The following is a 24,757-nucleotide window of genomic DNA, read 5'->3' as shown; positions in this document are numbered from 1 at the left end:
GGAATTGTTGGAGTGACCATGACCTGATGTTATGTCAGCGCAATGGCCACGTCCGATGCACGTTCAGAAGATCACGTAGACCTTGCGCATGGTTTCATCGACTTCCCATGTGCCTTCGGTGTTCGCCGCGAAGAAGAGCGTATCACCGCCGGTGAAGTGGATCGTGTCCTCGCCATCGGGCGTGAAGCGGCCACGGCCGGCCAGAAAATGCATGACCTCCGCTTCCTTCACCGAACGCCGGTACGTGCCCGGCGTGCATTCGAATACGCCCGTATCGATTGCTTCGCTGCCGGGAATCACTTTTTGCACGCCGGATATCTTTATTTCCTGCGTGCCGGGAAGTCCCGCCGTGCCCCAGTCTTCCAGTCCTTCGATTGCTATGCTCTGTTTGAGTTGCTGTACTTTCATTTGCTTTCTTGCCTCTTGATGGTTTTGGGTGATTGCCGGATCCCGTTATCGCGTCGGTCTATTAGCGTTGCCCCTGTGCGGGGCGGCAGTCACTTTCTTTGCCGTCGACCAGAGTTAGCGCTTTAGCGCTTACTCTGGTCCTTTCAAAGAAAGTAACCAAAGAAAGCAGCTTCCGATACGCCCGCGGTCACACGCAGTTTGGGTAGTCCTCTCGTCGTTCGTGGGCTGCCTCAAGAGTGCCCTCATAGGCCCCATCGGGCTTGGCTCGCGCACGGTCTGCCACATCGCACCACCCAACAAACTGGTTCAGCACCAAATAGCTCCGGCTCGCTTCGCGGCCGACCGGTCAATCGGGAATGCGCGTGCTTCTCTAAAAACGTCTCCATCTCGCCGCGCGTGCATCACGCCGGTTTCCCTTGCAGACCCGGCGGCAGCGCGTAGCGCTGTGCCGAAGGTCTTTCGTGCTGAACCAGCGCGCTCGAAGTTATTGGGCGGCGGACCGTGCGCGAGCCAAGCCCGGTTATTGTGATGAGGGCACTCTTTAGGCGAGTGCCATCGAGGACGAGAGAACTACCCAAATTGCGTGTGACCGCGGGCCTGAAAAGCTGCTTTCTTTGCTTACTTTCTTTGCAGCAGCAAAGAAAGTGAGTGCCGCCCCGCACAGGGGCAACGCTAATAGACCGACGCGAAAGCGGGATCCGGCGACTACTGGAAGGAAAGTGAGTGCCGCCCCGCACAGGGGCAGCGCTGATAGACCGACAAGTACACGGGATCCGGCGACCTCACATCACAACCGTAGAACAGTGCTTCAACGAGCCAAACCACCTGCAACTCGAATGCGCCGTTCGATCTTGCCGAGCCGCACGACCGTCACGCCCGGACGCAACTGCCGCAGCGACGGCATCACGAGCATGCAATCGTCATAGGGCGTTTCGACCGCAACGCCCTCCGCCCAGCCGATCACGCTGCCCGCTTTCGGAAACACTTCGAGCCCCGTGTAGGCATCGGCGAAACGGAAGTCCATGCTCCTGGCGACGACCGGTTCCGTCACACGCACAACGAGCATTTCCTGCGGCGATGGCTGAACCCATCCGGCGGGCAAGTCTTCTTCGTCGATCACGCCGGATAGCAAAAGAAAGCGCGCGGTCACGTCGCGCGCGACGGTCACGGCATTCGCTTCCCAGTGCTGTCCGCATTCGATGAGCAACGCGTTCTTGTCGCTCGAAGGATCGCCGAAGCCTTCGTAATCGCGCATGCGCCGTCCTTCCGGATGACCTTCGTCGCAGATCACGGTCGCAGGCGTGCCGAGCCTCGCCGACAAGTCGATGCCTTTATCGAGCGGTCCCGCGACGATCAACGGCTTGCTCTTCTCGTGCATCGAATGAAGATCGAGCAGAAGGTCCACCGTATCGATGACGGGCCGCATCGCGCGGGCGCGGCGCAGCTCGCTCGAATCGCGCGACATGTCATCGAGCGCTTGCGCGGTCCATACGCGATTGAAGTCCTGATCGACGAAGCGCGATGCATCGGGCTTGCTCGCATCGAAACGCGCGTAAGCATCGACGTTCGCGAACGCGAGCGTGAGCTTGCCGCGCCGCGGGCGCAGTCCGGCACGCAGCAAGGCATCGACGACGATCGCGCCGCACACTTCGTTGCCGTGCGTGAGCGCGTTGATCATCACATGCGGACCGTCGATGCCCGAATCGAACGTATGCACATACGGCACGCCCGCGTTGCCCGAGGCATGCGCGCCGATATCGGGGAACGCGATCTCGATCGGGTATGCGTTTGAATGCGCGTTCATTCGAGCCCGCCCTGGCAGAGATATTTGATCGAGAGGTAATCGTCGAGGCCGTACTTCGAGCCTTCGCGACCATAGCCCGATTCCTTGACGCCGCCGAACGGCGCGGCCTCGCTCGCAATCGCGCCTTCGTTGATGCCGACGAGTCCCGATTCGAGCAGACGCGATACGCGATCGATGCGCTTCAGGTTCTGGCTATAGAAGTACGCTGCGAGGCCGAAAGGCGTGTCATTGGCGGCGCGGATCGCCTCGGCTTCGTCGTCGAAGCGAAACAGCGGCACGACCGGGCCGAAGGTTTCTTCGCAGCTCAACTGCATGTCGGACGTTGCATCGGCGAGCACGGTCGGCGCGTAATAGTTGGGGCCGAGTTCCGCGAGACGCTTGGCGCCCGTCAGCGCGCGTGCGCCGCGCTTCAACGCGTCGTTTACATGACGCTCGATCTTTTCGACCGCGCGCGCGTTGATCATCGGGCCGATCTGCGCATCGGAATCAGTTGCAGGCGCAACTTTCAATGCGGCGACGCGCTTCGCGAGCAGGTCAGCGAACTTGTCATACACGGACGACTGCACATAGACGCGATTCGGGCACACGCAAGTCTGTCCGCCATTGCGGAATTTCGATGCCATCAATCCGGTCACGGCGGCATCGAGATCGGCATCGTCGAATACGATGAAAGGCGCATTGCCGCCGAGTTCCAGCGACAGCTTCTTCAACGTGCCCGCCGATTCCCGCGCGAGATACTTGCCCACCGGCGTCGAGCCGGTGAAGGTGATCTTGCGCACGCGGCCATCTTCGAGCCAGTCGGCGACCGCGTCCTGCGCGTTTTCGCGCGATGCACTGATGAGATTCAACGCGCCCGCCGGCACGCCCGCTTCATGGGCGAGCATCACGAGCGCGAGCGCCGTGAGCGGCGTATCTTCGGCCGGCTTGCCGACGACCGTGCAACCCGCCGCGAGCGCGGGCGCGATCTTGCGCGCAATCATCGCGAGCGGGAAATTCCACGGCGTGATCGCAGCGACGACGCCGACCGGTTCCTTCACCGCGCTCATGCGCTTGCCGCGTTGCTGCTGCGGAATGATGTCGCCGTAGATGCGCGTGGCTTCGTCCGCGAACCACGCGACGTAAGACGCGCCGTACATCACCTCGCCGCGGCCTTCCGCGAAGGGCTTGCCCTGTTCGAGCGAGATGAGACGTCCGAGCGCATCGGCATGCTCGACGATCAGCGCGTGCCAGCGATGCAGGACCGCGGCGCGATCTTTCGGCAGCGTATCGCGCCACGCGGGGAAGGCGCGCGCGGCGGCATCGGTGGCGGCGCGGGCATCGGCGGGGCCGCTGTCGGCCACTTGCGCGATGACGTCGCCCGTCGCGGGATCGGTGACGGCGAAGCGTCGGCCGCTTGCAGCGGCAACCCATTTGCCGTCGATGAAGTTATCGGCGCGAATCAGATCGCTCAGTTCATATCGTTGCGTCATGATGGTCTCCAGAAAAGTCAGGCGAGCATTTGCGCAATGGCCGCGCCGACTTCCGTCGTCTTCGCCTTGCCGCCGAGATCGCCCGTATGCGGACCTTCCTTCAATACCGCCGTGATCGCGGCAAGCATCGCATCGTGTGCTTCGCGTTCGCCGAGGAAGTCGAGCATCATCGCCGCCGACCAGATCATCGCGACGGGATTCGCGATGCCCTTGCCCGCGATATCCGGCGCGGAGCCATGCACCGGCTCGAACAACGACGGGAAGTTGCGCTCCGGATTCATGTTGGCCGAAGGCGCGATGCCGATCGTGCCCGTGCAGGCCGGACCGAGATCGGAAAGAATGTCGCCGAAGAGATTGGTGGCGACGACCACATCGAAGCGATCCGGGCTCAGTACGAAGCGCGCGCACAGAATGTCGATGTGCTGCTTGTCCCACTTGATCTCGGGATACTGCGCGGCGATTTCGGCGGCGCGCGTATCCCACCACGGCATGCTGATCGAAATGCCGTTGCTTTTAGTTGCGACGGTAACTTTCTTCTCGCGCTTTTGCGCAAGATCGAATGCGAACTTCAACACGCGCTCCGCGCCCTTGCGCGTGAAGATCGACGTCTGCGATACGAACTCGCGTTCGGTGCCTTCGAACATCGTGCCGCCGACCGATGAATACTCGCCTTCGGTGTTCTCGCGCACGATCATGAAGTCGATATCGCCCGCCTTGCGATTCGCGAGCGGCGAGGGCACGCCATCGAAAAGACGAGCGGGGCGCAGATTGATGTATTGATCGAACTCGCGCCGGAATTTGAGCAGCGAGCCCCACAGCGAGATATGGTCGGGAACGGTATCGGGCCAGCCGACCGCGCCGAACAGGATCGCATCGGCATCTTGCAACTGCGCCTTCCAGTCGTCCGGCATCATCTGGCCGTGCTGCGCGTAGTAATCGCAACTTGCCCATTCGATATGCCGGTACTCCAGTTCGATACCGAAGCGCTTGCTCACCGCGTCGAGCGCGCGCACTGCTTCGGGCATCACTTCCTTGCCGATGCCGTCGCCCGGAATCACGGCAATACGATATTTGCTGGACATGTGCTACTCCGCGTGAAAATGATCGACGATAAAAAGCACGCACGTGCATAAAGCGCGTGCGTCCGTTGAATGCATGAGAATGAGAGGCGCGCGCCTCAGTGATGGTTCTGCGAGAAGAGCGTTTCGAGCGGGTAATGCGTCTTCACGAACGACGTCTTGATGATGACGTAGCTGAAGTACTTCTCGATGCCGATGCCGCGCTCCAGCAGCCCTTCGATAATACTTTGATAGTGACTCACGCTGCGCGTGACGAACTTGAGCAGATAGTCGTAACCGCCGCTCGCGAGATGACATTCGACGATCTCGTCGACATCCTTCACGGCATTCACGAAGTTGATGAAGTCTTCGCGGCGATGATCGGCGAGCGTGACTTCGGTGAAGACCACCTGCACGTCGCCGAGCTTTTCGAGCTGAATCTGCGCGCCATAACCGACGATATAACCCGCCTTTTCCAGCCGTTTCACGCGAATCAGGCAAGGGCTGGGCGAGAGGCCGACCGCATCGGCGAGTTCCACGTTCGTGATGCGCCCGCGCTTCTGCAATTGCGAGAGGATACGCAGATCGATTCGGTCCAGCTTGCTGTCGGTGCTCATCGCGGCGGGTTCGGTCTCGCATGTCGGCGGTCGGTCGATGTTATCACGCAGCCGCGCGCGAACTAAAGCCCGATGCGCCTTTCAATGCATCGCGCACGTCGCTTTGCGCGAGTACATCGTCGAGTGTCTTCGTGAGGCGCTCGAACAGCATGTCGAAGTTCGCTTCGGTATAACAAAGCGCGGGCGCGAAGCCGAGAATGTTATCGCCGAATGCGCGGAACACGAGGCCGTTTGCATAAGCTGCGGCGGCAATGCGGTCGGGCAGCTTGAGCGATGCATCGAAGCCGCGCTTGCTGTTCTTATCGGCGACGAGTTCGAGCGCGCCGAGCAAGCCGCGATGCCGCGAATCGCCGACGAGCGGATGATCGAGCAACGCGTCGAGCCCTTGCGCGAAACGCGGCGCCAGCGATTGCGCATTCGCGAGCAGGCCGCCTTCGTGATACAGCCGCATCACTTCGAGGCCGATCGCTGCGCTCACCGGATGCGCCGAATACGTATGTCCATGACCGATGACCGCCGACACATCTCCGCCATCCGCGATGCCCTGGTAGACCGCATCGGACATGAGGACCGCGCCCATCGGCGCATAACCCGCGGTGAGTCCCTTCGCGACCGTCATCAGATCGGGCTCGACGCCTTCGCCTTCGCACGCGAAGAGCGGGCCAGTGCGGCCGAAGCCCGTGATGACTTCATCCGCGACGAAGAGGATATCGAGCTTGCGGCACGCTTCGCGCATCGCCTTCAGCCAGCCTTTGGGCGGCACGATCACGCCGCCCGAGCCTTGAATCGGCTCGCAGAAGAATGCGGCGACGTTGTCCGCGCCGAGTTCCGCGACCTTGGCTTCGAGCGCTTGCACCGAAGCGGCGATGAGCGCGGCGTCATCGGCGTAATCGTTGCGGTACGCGTACGGCGAAGGAATGTGATGCTGCGTCGGCAGCGGCAAATCGAAGTTGCGATGGAACGCAGGCAACGCGGTCATGCCCGCGCCGATCGACGACGATCCGTGATAGCCGCGTTGCAGCGCGATGAAATGCTTCTTCGACGGACGGCCCGTCGCGTTGTAGTAGTGCGTGATGAAGCGCAGCGCGGAATCGACGGCATCGGAGCCGCCGAGCGTGAAGTACACATGTTGCAGCGAAGCAGGCGCGAGCTCGACGAGCTTCGCGGCGAGTTCGATGGCAGGCTCCGAGCCGAAATGAAAATAGCCCGTGGCGTAGGGCAGTTTCGCCATCTGCTTCGCGGCGGCCTCGACGATGCTCGCGTGTCCATAACCCGTGTTCACGCACCACAGGCCGGAGAACGCATCGAGCAGTTCGCGGCCTTCGATGTCGCGCAGGAACACGCCATCGGCGGAATCGAGCACGGTGACGCCGCGCGCTTCATGCGCGCGATAACTGACGACTGGATGAATCAGATGCTTACGGTCGGACTCGACAAGCGACTTGATCGACATGATGCGGCTCTCTCTTCGCGAAGGGGGCGGAATGGCTCTTGACCGTTTCATACTATCGGCAGAGCCGCATCGCGTGCATCGCCAAAAAAATCGCCAAAAAGCGAATCCGCAGCGTTTTGCGGGGGGCGCGCAGCATTTTCTGCTGCGGCCTTCGCGGTCTTTGCCCGACGATTCAATAGCCGCGCGTGCGGTCGATTTCGCCGATCATGCGCTCGCCCGCGCGATGACGGCGCAAGTTCTCCAACACCATTTCGACGGCGGTTTCGGGCCGCGTGGCGCTCGCGATATGCGGCGTGAGACGCACACGCGGATGCGTCCAGAAAGGATGCTCGCGCGGCAAGGGCTCGGGATCGGTGACGTCGAGAATCGCGGCGTTCAGATGCCCGCTATCGAGCGCATCGAGCAGATCCTGCTGGATCACATGCGGACCGCGCCCGACATTGATGAACGATGCGCCCTTCGGCAAGGTCTCGAACACGCGTTTGCCGATAAGCCCGCGCGTCGCATCCGTGAGCGGCAGCAGGCACACGAGGATATCGGTGCGCGCGAGAAACGCATCGAGCGATGCCGCGCCCGCATGACATTCGACGCCTTCGATCTCATGCGGCGAACGGCTCCAGCCCGCGCAATCGAAGCCGAACGCACGCAGCGTGTTCAGCACGGCGGTGCCGAGCATGCCGAGACCGAGCACGCCGACGCGCCGCGTCGAAGCCGCGCGCACCGGCATCTCGCGCCACACGCGCTCGCGTTGCTGCGCGGCGTAATCGAAAAGATCGCGATGAATCGTGAGCACGGCTTGCGTCACATACTCGACCATGCCTTCGACGATGCCCGGCTCCGTCATCCGCACGACCGCGACATGCGGCGGCACGCCGGACAGGTCGAACTGATCGATGCCCGCGCCGACCGAGAAGATCACGTCGAGATTGGGGAATGTCTGCATGACATCCGCGGGCGGCTGCCACGCGGCGAGATAGCGCACGGCATTGGCATCGCCGATATCGGGCCATACGCGAAACGGCACGTCGGGCGCTTTCAGCGCGAAGTGCGTGGCCCATTGCTTGCCGCGTTCGGGATCGGCTTTATAGAGGATCGTCATCGGCGTTCAACCCAGCGCCTGGTTGATGATCGCAAACTGCGCTACCGATGCGTCACGCGGCGGCGTGCCATTGCGCGCCATCTTGATGACGGTATCGACGCGTTTCATGCCGATGCTTTCGAGCCACGCCGACAAGCCGCTTTCATCGGGCGTGTCGATGCGCGTGAACTTGCCTTCGTCACGCGCGAGCCAATGGGCGATGAGCGCTTGCGCGCGGCGCGCGTGCTGCGCGTCGGCGGTGACGGAAACCACCGGACCGATTGCATGGCCGCGCCCGAATTCGCGGATCAGTGCGAAGCCCAGCACTTCGCCGTCGCGTTCGAGCACGATGCCGTCGGCAACTTTCAGCAACGCAGGCAGGAGCGCGCTTCGATCGAGTCCGCTTGCGCGCGATGCAAGCGCGACGAGTGCATTCGTATCGCGCGGATCGATTGCACGCAGGCGCTCGCCTTGCGCGAGATCGATGCGCGGCACGGCGAAATCGGCGGATTGATGCTGATGAATCGCACCGATGCGCGCGAACCCGAGCTTCGCGTAAAGCGGCTCGCCCGCGGGCGTCGCGTGCAGCACGGTGATGCGCTTGCCGAGCGCTTCGAGCAGCAGTTCCATCAGCTTGCGGCCGATGCCTTTGCCCTGGCAGTCCGGCGCGACGATCACCATGCCGAGCGATCCGCCATCGTCGCCGTACTTCCAGCACAGCGCGGTGCCGACGACACGCTCGCCTTCCTGCGCGATGAAGCCCGCGCCGGCGTCGAGCACGAAGCGCCAGTCGTCGGCGCGATGCGGCCATTTGACTTCGACCGAAAGCGCGTGAGCGGCGGCGATGTCATCGGCGGTGAAAGGGCGATACAGCAGAGTGGATGTTTCGGCAGCGGACACGGCATGCTCCACGTCAGAGGATGCCCGCCACTGTGACACGCGGCCCTCGCGCGCGGATAGGACGATCCTGTTGCTTACGCGGCGCTTGCCTTGTTGCGCATTCCGAGCCACGTCAATCCGGCCGCGCCGAATCCGAGCGCCGCGACCGCGATCCACAACGCGATGGAAAACGATCCGGTGTGCGCGGCGATCGGTGCGGCGACGAGCGGTCCCGCGATCTGACCGAGCCCGTATGAGGCGGTCGCGTATCCCATCAATCCGGCTGCGGCTTCGCCACGCAGACGGCGCGCTTCGCGCATCGCGAACAGGGTGATGGCCGTGAACGGCAAGCCCAGCAGCAGACTGCCGATGCCGAAGCCGAGCGCGCTCGGAAACACGATGCCGAGCAAGATGCCGAGCGCCTGAATCAGATAGCACGCAGCGCAAAGCAGCCGGTTGTCCCACGACAGCGGCAGCCGCGCGGCGACCAGCGCGCCGGCGATCAGCGCCAGTCCGAAGGCAGGCCAGAAGAGATCAGGCCACGGCGAGGCCGGCAAGGCCTGTCGCGCGATGACGGGCAGAAACGTCGCGGTGATGATGTAGCCGAATCCCGCGAGACCGTAAAGGCCGACGAGCCCGATCGAATCGACGCGCGCCGATGCGTTCGCCACGCTTTTGGCGGCATGCGCCGGGCTGCGCGCGACCGGCGCCCGATGCGCGAACGCCTGCCACACGAACACGCCCGCCACCGCCGAGCAGAGCGCGAATCCGATCCATACCGATGGCGCGGGCACGCCGAGCGCCGCGGCGGCCGCGCCGAGCAAACCGGTCGCGACGATGCCCACGCCCGGCCCCGCGTAGATGACGCCGGCGAGACCGTGCGCATCGAGTTCCGCGAGCCGGCGCAATCCCCATTGCGACGCGAACACGAAGGCCCACGCGCTGACGACGCCCGCCGCGAAACGTATCGCGGCCCACATCCAGAAGAGATGGATGATGCCCATCGCGAGCGTCAGCGCGATGGTCCCCGCGAGCGCGAGACGCACCATGCGCGCGTGATCGATGCGGATCGCCGCGCACGACAACGCGCCGATCAGATAGCCGGCGTAATTGGCCGATGCGAGCCAGCCGCCGTGCCGGATATCGAGCGCGCCGCTGTTGAGCATCAGCGGGAGGAGCGGCGTGAAGGCGAACCGGCCGACGCCGAGCGCCACCGCCAGCACGACGGCGCACGCGAGCGCGGCGTTTCGGGCGTGATGCGCGGGCAGCGGCGAAGCGTGAGCGTGCGAGGCCATGAGTCGGTCGGCGAAGAAGGAATAAACCCCATCGTAGCTTGACCGATCCATCTTGAAAAATGAATAATCGAGATGCGATCAATCTTCGGAAAAGATCATGGATTTGTCTGCATTGAACATTTTCAGGGCCGTCGTGCGCGAAAACGGCGTGACGCGCGCGGCCGCGAAGCTCAATCGCGTGCAGTCGAACGTGACGACGCGCATCCGTCAACTTGAGGAGACGCTCGGCACCGATCTCTTCATCCGCGATGGCCGCCGTCTCGTGCTGACGCCCGCCGGCGAAACCCTGCTGCCGTATGCCGAACGTCTGCTCGCGCTCGCGGAGGAGGCGCGTCATGCGGTCAGCGAGAATCGTCCGCAGGGGCGGCTGCGGCTCGGGACGATGGAGAGCACCGCCGCGAGCCGTCTGCCGCGCGTGCTGGCCGCGTATCACCAGCGCTGGCCGCAGGTCACGCTCGAACTGACGACGGGCGTGACGCGCGCGCTCATCGACAGCGTGCGTGCGTTCGAAGTCGACGCGGCGGTGATGGCGCGGCCGATCGAGCCCGACACGCTGCCCGCCGAGCAATTCGAGTCCGTGCCAGTGTTCGAGGAGGAACTGACGCTCGTCACGCCGCGCGGGCAGCATCCGTCGACGATGGCGCAGGCGAGCGCCGGCCTCACGCTCATCGCGTTCGAGCGTGGCTGCGCGTATCGCTCATACGCGACGCGCTGGTACGAGCAGCAGGGCATCCGTCCCGCGCGGGTGCTGGAACTGGGTTCGTATCACGCGATCGTCGCGTGCGTGGCGGCCGGTGCGGGCGTCGCGGTGGCGCCGCGCTCGGTGCTCGAACTCGCGCGTCTGGATGACGAAGTGGATCTGCATCCGATGGGCGAATTCGGTCGCATCGACACCTTGCTCGTCTGGCGCAAAGGGCATTTTTCGGCCGCGCTCAACGCGATGCGCGAGCTTCTGGCGGAACGTCCCGATGACGCAAAGGCGGCGTGACGATGTCGTCCGGCATCCGCTCGCTATCGAATGACTCGAGCGAAGCTCATTTCACGAGCGCCTTGATGGCCAGTTTCTTTGCCATCTGGAATGTCCTGGGAAAGGTCGTTTCGATGCCCAGCACGACGCGGCTCGATAACCGCTCCATGTCCTTCGGGCAATTGAACGCCATGCCGTTGAACTCGCGCAGATTCAGCGGCTTGATCTTCGACTGGAACTGCAGGAAGCGGTGAGAAACCGGAATGAAATGCGACGTCAGAGAGCTGCGCGAAAATTGCGGACGCGTCGTGCGCAGACTGCCGTGAATCGTTTTCGAATTCCATAGAAGCACGTCGCCCTTCTGCAGGAATGGCGCGCGAAATTCGAGCCGTTGTTCGGAGAGGATCTTCTTGACCAGCTCCTTGTACTGGCCGTGATTGAACGCGACGTCGAAGTTTTTTCCGTTCTTCACCATGTCGATGCGATGACTTTGCGGCACGACGAAGAAACGCCCGGCTCCCGCGTCGATATCTTCGAGCGCGTACCAGCATCCGACCATCGTGCCGATCAATTCGCTATCGAGGTAATACGTGTCCTGATGCGGCCACGTCTCCGCGTTGCCTTCGAAATACATGCTCTGCACGAGCTTGCCTTCTTCCGAAAAAATCTCGCGTGTAATGGCTTTGACAGGCCTGCTCGCGAACGCCTTCACCGCGAGATTCTTGAGCGGCGCGAACGCTACGTCGCCGAGCGACTGAAGGTTGAGCAGCGGATTCATCACGAAGCCGTATTCGTTGATCCGGTTTTTTTCCGGATTCGCAGTGGCCTGCCGGTAGATGTATCCCGGGTACTGCTTGACCGTTTTATCGAATGCATTGCGGATCGAATCGCACGCGGCCCCGTCCACGACGCGGCGCACGACCACATAGCCGTTTTCCTCGTAGTATTGCTTTGCGCCAGCGAGGTCGGTCAGGTCGAACGTGGCCGAATTTTCTTCGACCGTTTCCGGAATTTCTATCTCGGTTCCAATCGGACTGAGGATTTTGTACATGATGGCCCCAAAGGCGGAATAGACCGGCTGCACGCGGACTGAATGTTTCGCACAAGCCTATGCCGGGCGATCGGACTCACGTCGCACCTGACCGATTCCGCCAAGGGATTGGCCTCAAGCGGCAATAAGCTGCAATAAGCGGCAATAAGCGGCCGCTCACTCGAACTCGAAGTTGCGCCGCGAGTAGAAGCGCTGAAGCTCGTGTTGCTGCGGCCGCACGCCGGTGAAAACTTCGACGTATTCCGGAATGCGCGACATGCGCACCGCCATGTCTTCGTGGGGCTTCATCGACACATAGCCGGCCTGCGTGTAATACGCGACGCGCGCGCGGACGTCGGCGGCGCGCGGTTCATAGTCGAAGCGCACGAACAGCGCCGTCAATGCCGCGATGCGTTGCGCATCGTCCTGCGCCATCTGCTCCGCGATCTCCTGCGATTGCTGCGACCAACTGCGCATCGCGGCTTCGAAGCGCGAGTCGAAGAGCGAATCGTCGAACCAGCAGTCGAAGACGTTGAGCATCGCTTCGCACACGCTGTCCGCGTATGCCTCGGTTCGTTCGATCCAGTGGCCGGTGTTCTTCTGCTTCCATCGGCCGAGCAACGCGGCAAGCAGTTCCTCGCGGTCCTTGAAGAACCAGTAAAAACTCGTGCGCGAAAGATTCAGCTTCTTCGCGAGCGGAAGTATGCGGACCGCATCCACGCCTCCTTCGAGAAGCCCTTCGTACGCCGCGTCCAGCCACATGTCGGCGGAGCCGCGCACCGCGTCGAGGGTCTGATCCATTTCGTTTTTTCCTGTATGCGTTCGGCTGTACACCATTGTCTCTCTACTTGACACATGTGTACAGAGCTTCTACGCTTGATTCACAACCGGCGTTCGTTCCCACTTGCTTCGAAGAGGCGCTCATGTCCACGGATCCGCTGCTGCAGCCCTATACGCTGAAACATCTCACGTTTCGAAACCGGATCATGACGACCTCGCATGAACCGGCTTACGCCGACGACGGGATGCCGAAGGAGCGTTATCGGGCGTATCACGTCGAAAGGGCGAAAGCGGGAATCGCGTTGACGATGACAGCCGGCTCCGCAGCGGTTTCGAAGGACAGTCCGCCGGTTTTCAACAACATCCTCGCGTACAAGGACGAAGTGGTGCCGTGGATGAAGGATCTCGTCGACGAATGTCACGAGCACGGCGCGAAGGTGATGATCCAGCTGACGCATCTGGGCCGGCGCACGCGCTGGGACACGGGCGACTGGCTGCCCGCGGTGTCGCCTTCGCATTGCCGCGAGCCTGCGCACAGGACCTTCCCGAAGAAGCTGGAAGACTGGGACATCGAACGCATCGTGCGCGATTTCGCGGATGCGGCCGAGCGCATGAAAGCAGCCGGGCTCGACGGGATGGAGATCGAATCGTATGGTCATTTGATGGACCAGTTCTGGTCGCCTCTGACGAATACGCTCGAAGGTCCATATGGCGGTTCGCTCGATAACCGCATGCGCTTCACGTTCGATGTGTTGCGCGCGATTCGCGAGCGCGTCGGGGAGCGCTTTCTCGTCGGCCTTCGCTATACGGCCGATGAAATGCTCGCGGGCGGCATCACGAAGGAAGAGGGCATCGAGATTTCGATGCGCCTCAAGAACAGCGGTCTCGTCGATTTTCTCAACGTCATTCGCGGGCATCTGGAAACGGATGCCGCCCTGACCGACGTGATCCCGATCATGGGCATGAAGAGCGCGCCGCATCTGGAGTTCGCGGGCGAGATCAGGCGGGCGACGGACTTTCCGACGTTTCATGCCGGGCGCATTCAGGACGTCGCCACGGCGCGCTATGCGATCGAAGCCGGCAAGCTCGACATGGTCGGCATGACGCGCGCGCACATGACCGATCCGCATATCGTGCGCAAGATCATCGAGCGCAGGGAGGACGACATCCGTCCGTGCGTGGGCGCGAACTATTGTCTCGATCGCATCTATCAGGGCGGCATGGCGCTGTGCATCCACAATGCCGCGACGGGCCGCGAGCTCGAGATGCCGCACACCATCGCGCCGGCCGCGACGAAGCGCAGGATCGTCATCGTCGGCGCGGGGCCGGCGGGACTCGAAGCGGCGCGCGTCGCGGGCGAGCGCGGGCATGACGTCGTCGTGCTCGAAGCGATGAACGATCCCGGCGGCCAGATTCGTCTCACCGCGCAGAACGTCCGCCGCAAGGAGATGATGGGCATCATCGACTGGCGCATGGCGCAGTGCGAAAAGCTCGGCGTGCGGTTCAAGTTCAATACGTGGGCGGATAAGGAAACGGTGCGCGCGGCGCAACCCGATGTAGTGATCGTCGCGACCGGCGGCATGCCGCACACGGAGGTTTGCAGCGAAGGCAACGAGCATGTGGTCTCGTCGTGGGACATCATTTCCGGCGACGTGAAGCCCGGCGCGAACGTGCTCATCTTCGACGATGCCGGCGATCACGCCGCGCTTCAGGCTGCCGAAACGATCGCGCAGGCGGGCGGCAAGGTGGAAGTGATGACGCCCGACCGCTCGTTCTCGCCCGAAGTCATGAGCATGAATCTCGTGCCCTACATGCGCTCGCTGCAAAAGCTCGCGACCACCTTCACGGTGACGTTCCGGCTGGAATCGGTGCGTCGCGAAGGCGGTGAACTGGTGGCGACCATCGGCAGCGATTACGGCGGCGTGACGAAGGAGCAGCGTCACGATCAGATCGTCGTCAATCACGGCACGATTCCGATGGACGAGCTTTACTTCGAGCTCAAGCCGCTATCGAAAAACCGCGGCGCGGTGAATTACGACGAACTCATCGACGGCAGGCCGCAGAGCGGAGAGACGAATCCCGAAGGACAGTTCCAGCTTTTCAGAATCGGCGATGCCGTATCGGCGCGCAACACGCACGCCGCGATCTATGACGCGCTTCGTCTGGTGAAGGATCTGTGAGCGCGGTTACGGACTCAGCCGGCTGACCTTCGTGCCTTCGAGCGACACGCCGGCCATGAGACCGGCATTCGTCAGCACGAAGACCTCGACGGGATTGGTGGCCGTGGTCGTATCGAGCTGGCCGTTCGCGCCGAGCCTGGCGACCGCGACGGTCGCATCGGTGCCGGCCGCCCAGCCGTCGCGCCGACGGAATTGCGCGAGCGCATCGTCGGTCAGGAACACATAGATGATCGCTTTCGATTGCGCGCCAATCTGCAAGCCGAACGAGCCGCCCGCCGTGCTGTAGTAGCCGTCGGTGCGGCCATCGATACGCAATGCGCCTTCGCCATATTGCGCGCCGAACCAGAAGCCCGCCGCGATCACGCGAGGAAAAACGAGCACGCCGCGCGCTTTGCTCACGAGTTCGCGCGAGCCGTTCACGGAAACATATAACCGTTGCAGCGTCGCATCGACGGCGGCGTCGATGGCGCGATCGCGATCGGCCGTGCCGGCTGCGGTTTCGCCGGACGACGGACCCGTGGTCGTGCATCCGGCAATGCACAGCGCCGCCGCCGCCATGCCGCCGGTGAGCAAAAGACGCCTCTTGTTCTTCTGATTCATACGGTTCCTCTCATCGACAGTATCGTGGGCTCTCGCACTATACAAGCGTATTGCGCAGAGGGAAACGGTCCGAAGTCTGCTACGCCGATGCAAAGTCGAGACATCGGATTCGAGAGGATAAGAACATGAAGCGGCTTCGGGCATTCGTATGCGTGTTGATGTCGACGTGTTTGAGCAGCGCTTATGCGGCGCACGAGACGGCATCGCCGAATCATCATCGTCATCACACCAAGGCGAAGGCCGCGCATGCAAGCGGGATCGATCGCTCAGGCAAGCCGCGCAAGGGCGAGGCTTCGTACTACGGCCGCAAGTTCTACAAGAAAAAAATGGCCGATGGCACACACATGGATCCGCAGTCCAACGCGGCCGCGAGCAAGACCCTTCCGCTCGGCACCAAGGCGCGCGTCACGAATCTCGAGAACGGCAACAGCGATGTCGTCGAGATCAAGGACCGCGGTCCTTATGCGAAGAACCGGATCGTCGATGTATCCCCGAAGACGGCGGACAAGCTCGGGATCAAAAAGGATGGCACCGCACCCGTCGAAGTGAAGCCGATCGAAGTTCCGCAGGCGGAAGAAAAGTAGGATGGCGAAATAAATTACGTCGCGCTTCGCGCGGGTCCGCTGACGGGGAAATCCGCGAAAAGCCTGCATACCGCAGTCGCATTGCGGCAGAAATGAAGTTGCTCGCGGAACCGATGATCGCAAAAGTGCTCCGCGACTTCACCGAGCAAATGCAGATGCGTCATGCTCACGCGCTCGGGAACGAAGAGGGCGATCACATCCGTTACGGGCTTTCCATCGGGCGCGGCGTAGGGAATCGGCGCTGCGGGGCGGATATATAGCGCCATCGCCTGATTCACTTCTTCGAGTTGTCCGTGCGGGACGGCAACGCCTTCGCCAAGCGCGGTCGAACCGAGCGCCTCGCGGGCCGCGAGGCATGACGTGACTTGATCCGCCGCGAATCCATATCGATCGTCGACGAAGCGTCCGATCGTGCTGAAAAGCGCGTCCCGATTCGCGATATCCGCGCCGAGCAATATGTGCTCCGGCGTCAGCAGGCCGGATAGCGAAGTCGGTTCGTCGCGCGGCTTGACGATATGCGCCGCCGAATCACCGCCGATCGAAACGCTGCGTTCCATGAGGTTGCGCCAGGCATCGGAAGGCGTGTCCGGAACTTCGAGCAAGCCGCTTACTTTTGCCGATGGCGCGACGTCGGACAGACGATCGATCGCGCCGTGGAGGGCCGTTCGCGGCAGGATCAGCGTGAGCCGGACGCGATCGCGTTCGTGCAGTGGCGTGACGCGTATCGTCCACGGTTCGCCCACGCAGTCGCGCACGAGCGAGCGGCGCAGCGGCGTGGCATGTTTTGCGTCGATGGTTACGTGAACCATCACATGACGGCTCTCGCCGAATGGCGCGACGCGGCCCGGCGCGGTTCTCGCGAAGCCCAATCGCGCGATGAAGGCTGACAGCGCGCTGACCATGTCGACTCCTTTATGGACGCGTGGCGAAGCAAGCACTTCAGCATAAACCCGCGCACATGAAGACGACGTAAAAATGCTCAGGCGTGTGGAGAGCGAGACTCGTATGAAGCGCTCACGGCGCTTTGCATCGTGATCAGAGGGACGGAAGGGACAAATCCCGCACGTCGGAAGAGCAAAACGCGACGCGCGCGCCGATCAGTGCATGCAGGTTATGTTGCAGGCAGCGTAGAAGATACGCGGAAGACTGATCTTCGCGTCCGAGTTGCCTTTGCTTTGCGAGGCGCGTCTGCTGCCGGGCGATCATCCCCTTGCAGTCTTGAATATGGCGGTCGATTACCGTCAATTCTTTGCTCAATCTGTCACCGATACGAGAAAAAGCCCGCCGTGAGAGAGGGCGGGCCATGCGTTGCGAGCGCGCCGAGGCGGGGGCCAAAGCGCCATTTCAGAATAGCCGGGTTCGTCGATGGAATGGCCGTCCGTAACTGATCCCAAACGGGCGGCTCATGGCGTTTTTCGGGCTCGCCGCCCTCCAGTTCCGGCCGGGGTTGCCGATAAACCAGCGATCCGCTTCCCAAAGCGCTCGCAGCGTCTATCCACACTTTCCCGATGAAACTCAGTCTCAAGATTCCCCTCGCATTCGCCGCCGCGCTCGTTTTGATGTTCGCCGGCGCCCTCTATGGCATTTTCGCGCTCAACGGCTCCATCGACGCGTACCGCACCGAAGTCGCGGCCAACGTCGCCAGCGAGCGCATGGTTTCGGAGATGCTCGTCACGTTCAAGCTGCAGGTGCAGGAGTGGAAGGACACGCTCCTGCGCGGCAAGGATCCGCAGAAGCTGGAGAAGTACTGGAGCGCTTTCGAAACCCGCGAGCGCACCGTCAACAAGCTCGCGGACGAACTCAAGCGCACGCTGCCCGCAGGAGAAGGCCGCGATCTGATCGAGCGATTCGCGTCCGCGCACCTCGCGATGGGCACGGGATACCGGCGCGGCTTCGAAGCGTTCAAGTCGGCGGGATTCGAGGCATCTGCCGGGGATAGCGCAGTTGCAGGCGTCGACCGTGAACCGGCCGAGCTGCTCGAACAGGCCGCGAGGAAAATCGCCGCCGACAGCGCCCGCGTCTCCGCGCAAGCCGACGCCGATGCGCGGCAGGCATCGTTCGCCAGCATCGCGTTGATGCTCGTCGTGCTGGCGCTCGCGCTCATCGGCGGATATGTGTTCAGCCGCAGCGTGTCGCGTCCGCTCAATCGTGCGCTGGGCTGCGCGCAGGCTGTTGCAACGGGCGATCTGTCGCTCGAGGTCGATGCGCGCGGCAAGGACGAAATCGCGGAACTGCTCGTCGCGCTCAAGCACATGCAGACGAGTCTCGCGAAGGTGGTCGGGCAGGTGCGTCATAACGCGGAAGGCGTCGCGACCGCGAGCGCGCAGATCGCATCGGGCAATCTCGATCTGTCCTCGCGTACCGAGGAACAGGCCGCATCGCTGCAGGAAACCGCGGCCAGCATGGAAGAAATCACGGCGACCGTGCGGCAGAACGCGGAGCACGCGGCCGCCGCGTCGTCGCTCGCGCAAACCGCATGGCAAACCGCTGCGTCCGGTGGCGACACGATGGAGCAGGTCATCGAGACCATGCAAGGCATCTCCGAAAGCTCGGGCAAGGTGAGCGAGATCATCGCCGTCATCGATGCCATCGCGTTCCAGACCAACATCCTCGCGTTGAACGCGGCCGTGGAAGCAGCGCGCGCCGGCGAGGAAGGGCGCGGCTTTGCGGTCGTCGCGGCCGAAGTTCGCTCGCTCGCGCAACGCAGCGCGTCGGCGGCGAAGGAGATCAAGGTGCTGATCGAACAGTCGACGGGCCGCGTCGAAACCGGTGCGGCGCTGGTGCGCGATGCGGGCGCGATCATCGCCGATATCGTCGGTTCGGTGCAACGCGTGACGGGCGTCGTCGGCGAGATTTCGGCGGCGTCGGAAGAGCAGCGCAGCGGCATCGAGCAAGTCAATCTGGCCGTGACGCAAATGGACGAAGTCACGCAGCAGAATGCCGCGCTGGTCGAGCAGGCGTCCGCGGCCGCGCACGCGCTGGCGGAACAGTCCGCGTCGCTGCGTGACGCGGTGGCGGTGTTCAGATTGCGCGGTGACGCGGTTCAGGCTGCATGAGCACGCGCGATAAACTGTGCCGCATGAACGCAACGAAACGGAAAGACTCTCTGACGATGCAACGAAAGGAGCGAGCCCCCACGCGCAATCACGACCAGGCGCGGCCGGCCACGCTGATCGACTCTGTCTGGCGCGTGATGCTTCGCGTCGCGTTCCGGCTCGCGCGCGCGTGGTGGAGCCTTCGACAGCCTGAGCACGAAGGCGCGCTCGTGGCGATCTACGTCGGATCGATGCTCCTCCTGGTGAAGCCGTCGTATCGGCTCGAATGGAACTTGCCCGGCGGAAGTATCGACCCGGGCGAGACGCCTCATGCCGCGGCGCTGCGCGAACTCGAAGAAGAGATCGGCCTCACGTCGCATCCGCTACGCCCTGCGGGCAGCGCGTGCGGCATATGGGACGGGCGGCGCGACACCGTGCATTTCTTCGAGCTGCATCTCGATGCGATGCCCGAATTGCGGCTCGATAATCGCGAGATCATCGCCGTGCATTGGGCGTCGCCGGAAGAATTGCGCGGCCTTGCGTTGACGGACGCAGCGGCCGCGTATTGCGAGACTCAGCTTTGATCGCCCCAGAGGTCGTCGACCGCGCGGATCGCGAGCAAGTAGCCGTTCGCGCCGGCTCCGCAGATGACCGCGGTGGCGGCCACCGAGATCGTCGAATGGCGATACTCCTCTGAGCGCCGATGAATGTTCGTGATGTGCACTTCCACCACCGGCCGGCGAATCAGCTTGACCGCGTCGAGCACCGGAATCCGCCCGAACGAAAAACCTGCCGGGTTGATGATCAGCGCGGCGTCCTGCAAGAACGCCTCCTGAATCCAGTCGATCAGTTGACTTTCGCTGTTGGTCTGACGGAATACGCAGTCGAACTTGAGCGTCTCGCCGAGCGCGAGACAGTTCTGTTCGATGTCCTTTAGCGTCGTATGCCCGTAGATGTGCGGCTCCCGTGCGCCGAGCATATTCAGATTGGAGCCGTTGAGAATGTAGAGTTTGCGAGCCATGGTGTCAGTGGGTAGCGCTGCGTTCGAGGGACGTGTCTTTGGTTTCCCGCGACGTCGCGATCATGAGGAAGGAAAGCAGGTTCAGCGAGCCGCAGACAGCGACGATGGCCCACGGTGAACCGTGAAAGGCATTGAGCAGCGCGACCGCGACGATCGGCATCGGTCCGCCGGTGAGCAGATTGGCGCCGGAGTAGGACAGCGCGGAGCCCGTGTAGCGCGCTTCGGTCGGAAACGATTCTGCGAACCACACCGGCTGAATGCCGCTCTGGAACTGTGTGAAGCCGAGGAAGGCGCCCATCACGGCCATCGTCATGGCGATGGAGTGCTGATTGAGGATCGGAAAGTAGATCAGGCAGCAGATCAGCGTGCAGAAGGAGCCGATCATCAGCGCGCGCTTGCGCCCGATCCGGTCGCTCAGATAGCCGCCCGCCAGAGCGCCCACGATGGCGCAGACATTGGCGACCATCAGCAGCATGAAGCCGGTCTGTTTGGGCACGCCGAGGTTCTTCGTCAGATAGCTGAGCGAGAACACCACGATCAGATAGAACAGCGCAGCCGGGCCGCAGAAGAACAGCGTGAGGCGCAGCGCGGTGCGCCAGTGGAACTTGAATACGACGCCGAGCGGATTCGCGGCGCGCGCGCCTTCGCCTTTCTTCCTGAGCGCCTCGAATGCCGGCGTCTCGCTGACCTTCATGCGGATATAGATGCCGAGCAGCACGAGCACGAAACTCGCGAGGAACGGGATTCTCCATCCGAACGATTCGAAGTCATCGGCCGACAGCAAGGCGGACAACGTGAAGAGCGCGAGATTGGCGAGTATCTGGCTGAGCGGCGAGCAAATGCCGAGCAGGCCCGAATACAGCCCGCGCTTCGAAGCGGATGCGTGTTCGACGGCCATCAATTGCGCGCCCGTCGATTCCCCGCCGAGCGCGAAACCCTGAACGATGCGCAACGAGACCAGCAACGTGGGCGCGAGGATGCCGACTTGCTGATAAGTGGGCAGCAGTCCCATCAGGAACGACGACGCGCCCATCACCGAGACCGTTATCAGCATGAGGTTGCGGCGTCCCCAGCGATCGCCGAGCATGCCGCAGATCACCGCGCCGAGGGGCCGCGCGGCAAGCCCGGCCCAGAAGCTCGCGAGCGATGCGAGCAGTGAGGCGGTCGGGTCGAGGGACGGGAAGAACAGCTTGGGAAAGATCGTGGCCGCGGCCACGCCGTACAACGCGAAGTCGAACCATTCCAGCGCCGTACCGACGGTGGCGCCCGCCACCGCGCGACGCGCCATCAAGTGAGCCTGTGCGGATCGTTCGCTCGCGGCAATGTTTGGGTCAGCGATGACTGACATGACGTCTCCTGAGTTTTCGGTATCTTCAAACGTTCGTTTCTGGTGACGAACAGATGCTATTGTTTGCGCTGCCAAAGCGAGGCGTTCCGCACCGGAACTGCGTTTCATATCACGAAAATAGCCAAACGATGTCGCTGAAAAACGGTCTGCGTGTCCTCGACTTTCTCGCGTCGCAAGGCGAAGGCGCGGGCCTTTTGGCCATCGCCGATGCGCTCGGCTTGCCGCGCAGCACATGCCACCGCGTGCTCGTCGAGCTCGTCGAAGGCGGCTATGTCAGGCAGATGGCCGATCAGGGCCGCTACATCCTGACCATGCGGATGACATCGAACGGGCTGGAATTCCTGAGCCTCACGGGCATCGCGGATATCGCCCAGCCGATCATCGAACGCGTCGCCGCGCGGACCGGCGAACTGGCGCGTCTGTCGCTGGTGGACGGTGAAGCGATCATCTGGGTAGGGAAGGCAGACGGGCAACGCACCGGCTTTCGCTACGATCCCGACATGGGCCAGGCAGCGCAGCTTTCGTGCACATCGACCGGACACGCATGGCTCATGACGATGTCCGATGAACGCGCGGCCGCGCTCGTGCTGAAGCAGGGCTTCGGGCAGCCGAACGAGTTCGGACCCAATGCGCCGACGACGCTCAAGGCGCTACTCGGTTTCCTGCACGCGGCGCGCGTGCGTGGCTACGCGATGATCGACGAGGTGTTTGCGCCGCGCATGTCGGCGGTGGCCGTGCCTGTGGTCAGCGGCTCGCGCTGCGTTGGCGTGATCAGCCTGGCCGGTCCGCGCGTGCGGCTGACCGCCGAGAAGATTCACGAGTATTCGGTCCTGCTGCTCGAAGCTTCCAATGAGCTGGCCCAGTTGAGCAATCTCGCGGGATTTCCGAGCCGGCCGCCGCTCGGCAAGGGATGAGCGTTCGGCCCTTTCGGTCGCGCCCGGCAGCGACTCGCGCGGCATCGGGATCGGCCTGGTGCACAAGTTCTGATCGCGACGGCGTTCTGTCGACGATCGAACGCACATCTCACCGATTCGCTTGCTGCGCCGCTACCAGCGCACGCCAAAAGTCGCGCACAAGTCAGCGATGGCGGACTGATCCAGCGGAGCGGGGCGCGGCGTCGTCATGAGCCACAGACGCGCGGTTTCTTCGAGTTCCTCGAGCGCATACGAAGCGTGCGAGACGCTGCGTTCCCACACTACCGGCCCGAGCCGTTCGAGCAATACGGCCCGCACGGACGACGCACGCCGCGCGATTTCCGCGGCCACCTGCGGGTCGCCCGGACGCCGGTATCGCACGAGCGGCACATGCCCGACCTTCATCACGTAGTACGGCGTGATGGGCGGCAGCACGTCTTCATCGCTCCATACGCCCGCGAGCGTCAGCGCGACGAGCGAAGTGGAATGCGTATGCACGATGCCGCGCGTGTCGGCGTTGTTTTCGTAGATTCGGCGATGCAGTTCCAGCGTCTTCGATGGCCGCGCGCCCGACACATGCCGGCCTTGCGCATCGACCTTCGCGATGTCCGCCGGATCGAGCCGCCCGAGACAGGCGTCGGTCGGCGTGATGAGCCAGCCATCGTCGCAGCGCGCGCTGATATTGCCCGCGCTGCCCACGGTATAGCCGCGCGCATAGAGGCTCGCGCCGACCGCGCAGATTTCCTCGCGCAATTTCGCGTCGGTCATCACGAACGTTCTCCTTCGGCATAGCGCAGGGCCTTCGCGAAGAAATCGCGTGCGCCGAAGTTGCCCGACTTGAGCGCGAGCACGAGCGGCGTCTCGCCGAGCGCGACCGTGACGGGCACGCCCGGATCGATCGGCGGTCCGATCTGCAGCATGTCGACGCCGAGCGCCTGCACCACCGCGCCCGAGGTCTCGCCGCCCGCCACCACGAACTTGCGCACGCCGCGCGCCTTCGCCTCGCGGGCGATGGCGGCGAGCGCATCCTCGACGAGCTTGCCCGCCGCCGCGACGCCCAGCTCGCGTTGCACTTCGCTCACTTCGTCGGGCGCGGCGGTCGCATAGACCAGCACCGGCTGCATCGCGTGCGTATCGATGAAAGCGAGCGCTGCCTCGACGACGGCTTCGCCACGCGCGAGCGCACGCGGATCGATGCGGTACGCGGGGCGCGTCTCGAGCCATTCCGCGACCTGCGCGTTGGTTGCCTTCGACGCGCTGCCTGCCAGAACGAGCGCCGGGCCGCTGACGGCCGGAAGATCGGCGGCCTTGTCGTTCGGCTCGATCAGTCCCGCGCGGCGGAAATTTTCCGGCAATCCGATGGCGACGCCCGAGCCGCCCGTGACGAGCGGCAACTCAGCGCACGCTTCGCCGAGCGTGCGCAGGTCGGCATCGGTGAGCGCATCGGCGATGGCGAGGCGCACGCCGTCGGCGCGCAGCTTCGCGATCGCGTCGCGCACGGCATCGGCGCCCGCCGCGACCGTCGCGCTCGCGATCAGGCCGACTGTCGACTTCGACTGACGCTGCAGCACGCGCACGAGGTTGGGATCGCGCATCGGCGTGAGCGGATGGTTCTCCATGCCGGATTCGTTGAGCAGCGCGTCGCCGACGAACAGATGTCCGCGATACACGGTGCGCCCGTTCTCCGGAAACGCCGGGCAGGCGATCGCGAAGTCGCCTTTGCCGCCGTCGGCGAGCGCATCGAGCAGCGCCTCGGCAACCGGTCCGATGTTGCCCGCATCGGTCGAATCGAAGGTCGAGCAGTACTTGAAGAAAAACCGACGGCAGCCCTGGCCGCGCAGCCAGTCGAGCGCGGCGAGCGACTGCGCGATGGCGTCGTCCGCAGCGATGGTGCGCGATTTGAGCGCGACGACGAGCGCGTCGACATCGTCGAGCACGGCGGATGCTGGCACGCCGATGGTCTGGATCGTACGCATGCCGCCGCGCACCAGCGTGCTGGCGAGGTCGGTGGCGCCGGTGAAATCGTCGGCGATGCATCCCAGAACGGGACGGCGATGGCTTGTTTGCATGGTGTTCCCTCCGGCGGCCGATTGTACGGGGCAGTGAACGTTCCGTGTTAATCGATGTTAAAAAAATTGACTGTAATGATAAAGAGCGTTAACGTCTGCTCCATTGGGCGCGGGCTGTGTCCGCGACCTGTCACCCCGTTCGCCGGCTAACGTGCGTCGGCAACGCTT

The 24,757-nt window shown here is 63.2% G+C and carries 23 protein-coding genes; 6 read left to right on the top strand and 17 right to left on the bottom strand.

Annotated elements, in window-relative coordinates; genetic code table 11:
* Window positions 1-63: 63 nt before the first annotated feature.
* From NCS03_RS27725 to NCS03_RS27685, 9 genes are all read right to left on the bottom strand, one after another.
* Complete coding sequence (locus NCS03_RS27725) at window positions 64-408, bottom strand: cupin domain-containing protein (protein ID WP_008346969.1); 345 nt, start codon at window positions 406-408, stop codon at window positions 64-66.
* Between the two features lie 808 nt (window positions 409-1,216).
* Window positions 1,217-2,212, bottom strand: coding sequence for a M14 family metallopeptidase (locus NCS03_RS27720; RefSeq protein ID WP_250441532.1), 996 nt, complete (start codon window positions 2,210-2,212; stop codon window positions 1,217-1,219).
* Window positions 2,209-3,681, bottom strand: a complete 1,473-nt coding sequence (locus NCS03_RS27715; protein ID WP_008346965.1) for an NAD-dependent succinate-semialdehyde dehydrogenase — start codon at window positions 3,679-3,681, stop codon at window positions 2,209-2,211. Before NCS03_RS27715 ends, NCS03_RS27720 begins: the two co-directional genes overlap by 4 nt.
* A 17-nt stretch (window positions 3,682-3,698) precedes the next feature.
* On the bottom strand, window positions 3,699-4,763 hold the full coding sequence (locus tag NCS03_RS27710) for a tartrate dehydrogenase (protein WP_008346962.1): 1,065 nt from the start codon (window positions 4,761-4,763) through the stop codon (window positions 3,699-3,701).
* Between the two features lie 95 nt (window positions 4,764-4,858).
* On the bottom strand, window positions 4,859-5,356 hold the full coding sequence (locus NCS03_RS27705; protein ID WP_008346961.1) for an Lrp/AsnC family transcriptional regulator: 498 nt from the start codon (window positions 5,354-5,356) through the stop codon (window positions 4,859-4,861).
* A 43-nt stretch (window positions 5,357-5,399) separates the two neighbouring features.
* Window positions 5,400-6,809 (bottom strand): aspartate aminotransferase family protein, encoded by a 1,410-nt coding sequence (locus tag NCS03_RS27700; RefSeq protein ID WP_175981466.1) that lies wholly within the window; start codon window positions 6,807-6,809, stop codon window positions 5,400-5,402.
* 172 nt (window positions 6,810-6,981) lie between these two features.
* Entirely contained in the window at window positions 6,982-7,908 is a 927-nt protein-coding gene (locus NCS03_RS27695; RefSeq protein WP_250437461.1) for a 2-hydroxyacid dehydrogenase, read from the bottom strand.
* 6 nt (window positions 7,909-7,914) lie between these two features.
* Entirely contained in the window at window positions 7,915-8,787 is an 873-nt protein-coding gene (locus NCS03_RS27690) for a GNAT family N-acetyltransferase (RefSeq protein WP_250530231.1), read from the bottom strand.
* A 74-nt stretch (window positions 8,788-8,861) separates the two neighbouring features.
* Window positions 8,862-10,061 carry a YbfB/YjiJ family MFS transporter gene (locus NCS03_RS27685; RefSeq protein WP_250520110.1) on the bottom strand — a complete coding sequence of 400 codons (1,200 nt, stop codon included), beginning with the start codon at window positions 10,059-10,061 and terminating at the stop codon, window positions 8,862-8,864.
* A gap of 97 nt (window positions 10,062-10,158) precedes the next feature.
* Here NCS03_RS27685 and NCS03_RS27680 point away from each other — a divergent pair, with 97 nt between their 5' ends.
* Window positions 10,159-11,049: a LysR family transcriptional regulator gene (locus tag NCS03_RS27680; protein WP_008346954.1), complete on the top strand. Its 891-nt coding sequence runs from the start codon at window positions 10,159-10,161 to the stop codon at window positions 11,047-11,049.
* 46 nt (window positions 11,050-11,095) lie between these two features.
* Here NCS03_RS27680 and NCS03_RS27675 read toward each other — a convergent pair whose 3' ends face one another.
* On the bottom strand, window positions 11,096-12,079 hold the full coding sequence (locus NCS03_RS27675) for a phytanoyl-CoA dioxygenase family protein (RefSeq protein WP_250503709.1): 984 nt from the start codon (window positions 12,077-12,079) through the stop codon (window positions 11,096-11,098).
* A gap of 156 nt (window positions 12,080-12,235) precedes the next feature.
* Window positions 12,236-12,859: a TetR/AcrR family transcriptional regulator gene (locus NCS03_RS27670; RefSeq protein WP_250530230.1), complete on the bottom strand. Its 624-nt coding sequence runs from the start codon at window positions 12,857-12,859 to the stop codon at window positions 12,236-12,238.
* A 122-nt stretch (window positions 12,860-12,981) separates the two neighbouring features.
* On the opposite strand from NCS03_RS27670, the gene NCS03_RS27665 reads away from it, so the two are divergent.
* On the top strand, window positions 12,982-15,018 hold the full coding sequence (locus NCS03_RS27665; protein WP_250530229.1) for an NADH:flavin oxidoreductase: 2,037 nt from the start codon (window positions 12,982-12,984) through the stop codon (window positions 15,016-15,018).
* A 6-nt stretch (window positions 15,019-15,024) separates the two neighbouring features.
* Here the strand turns inward: NCS03_RS27665 and NCS03_RS27660 are convergent, their stop codons facing one another.
* Window positions 15,025-15,618 carry a BPSL1445 family SYLF domain-containing lipoprotein gene (locus NCS03_RS27660; protein ID WP_008346946.1) on the bottom strand — a complete coding sequence of 198 codons (594 nt, stop codon included), beginning with the start codon at window positions 15,616-15,618 and terminating at the stop codon, window positions 15,025-15,027.
* Between the two features lie 125 nt (window positions 15,619-15,743).
* On the opposite strand from NCS03_RS27660, the gene NCS03_RS27655 reads away from it, so the two are divergent.
* Window positions 15,744-16,202, top strand: a complete 459-nt coding sequence (locus tag NCS03_RS27655) for a septal ring lytic transglycosylase RlpA family protein (RefSeq protein ID WP_250530228.1) — start codon at window positions 15,744-15,746, stop codon at window positions 16,200-16,202.
* A 14-nt stretch (window positions 16,203-16,216) separates the two neighbouring features.
* Here the strand turns inward: NCS03_RS27655 and NCS03_RS27650 are convergent, their stop codons facing one another.
* A complete protein-coding gene (locus NCS03_RS27650; RefSeq protein ID WP_250503698.1) occupies window positions 16,217-17,104 on the bottom strand; it encodes a PTS sugar transporter subunit IIA in 888 nt (295 codons plus the stop codon).
* 606 nt (window positions 17,105-17,710) lie between these two features.
* Between NCS03_RS27650 and NCS03_RS27645 the strand changes: the two genes are divergently transcribed.
* On the top strand, window positions 17,711-19,258 hold the full coding sequence (locus tag NCS03_RS27645; RefSeq protein WP_250530227.1) for a methyl-accepting chemotaxis protein: 1,548 nt from the start codon (window positions 17,711-17,713) through the stop codon (window positions 19,256-19,258).
* Between the two features lie 56 nt (window positions 19,259-19,314).
* A complete protein-coding gene (locus NCS03_RS27640) occupies window positions 19,315-19,821 on the top strand; it encodes an NUDIX domain-containing protein (protein WP_175981487.1) in 507 nt (168 codons plus the stop codon).
* Here NCS03_RS27640 and NCS03_RS27635 read toward each other — a convergent pair.
* Window positions 19,812-20,258, bottom strand: coding sequence for a type II 3-dehydroquinate dehydratase (locus NCS03_RS27635; protein WP_008346936.1), 447 nt, complete (start codon window positions 20,256-20,258; stop codon window positions 19,812-19,814). The two genes, NCS03_RS27640 and NCS03_RS27635, sit on opposite strands and share 10 nt — an antisense overlap.
* Before the next feature lie 4 nt (window positions 20,259-20,262).
* Window positions 20,263-21,546, bottom strand: coding sequence for an MFS transporter (locus NCS03_RS27630; protein WP_250530259.1), 1,284 nt, complete (start codon window positions 21,544-21,546; stop codon window positions 20,263-20,265).
* Window positions 21,547-21,734: 188 nt separating this feature from the next.
* Here NCS03_RS27630 and NCS03_RS27625 point away from each other — a divergent pair, with 188 nt between their 5' ends.
* Window positions 21,735-22,520 (top strand): IclR family transcriptional regulator, encoded by a 786-nt coding sequence (locus NCS03_RS27625; protein WP_250437389.1) that lies wholly within the window; start codon window positions 21,735-21,737, stop codon window positions 22,518-22,520.
* 132 nt (window positions 22,521-22,652) lie between these two features.
* Here NCS03_RS27625 and otnC read toward each other — a convergent pair whose 3' ends face one another.
* Together otnC and otnK are read right to left on the bottom strand one after the other, a co-directional pair.
* Window positions 22,653-23,288, bottom strand: a complete 636-nt coding sequence (gene otnC / locus NCS03_RS27620; protein ID WP_250530226.1) for a 3-oxo-tetronate 4-phosphate decarboxylase — start codon at window positions 23,286-23,288, stop codon at window positions 22,653-22,655.
* Window positions 23,288-24,589, bottom strand: a complete 1,302-nt coding sequence (gene otnK, locus NCS03_RS27615) for a 3-oxo-tetronate kinase (RefSeq protein ID WP_175981494.1) — start codon at window positions 24,587-24,589, stop codon at window positions 23,288-23,290. The genes otnC and otnK overlap by 1 nt, the downstream gene beginning before the upstream one ends.
* Window positions 24,590-24,757 lie beyond the last annotated feature (168 nt).

This window comes from Caballeronia sp. ATUFL_F1_KS4A (genome assembly GCF_023630905.1).
Classification (GTDB): domain Bacteria; phylum Pseudomonadota; class Gammaproteobacteria; order Burkholderiales; family Burkholderiaceae; genus Caballeronia; species Caballeronia zhejiangensis.
The sequence above is the reverse complement of the archived record's forward strand: the minus strand, read 5'-3'. Positions and strand labels throughout refer to the sequence as shown.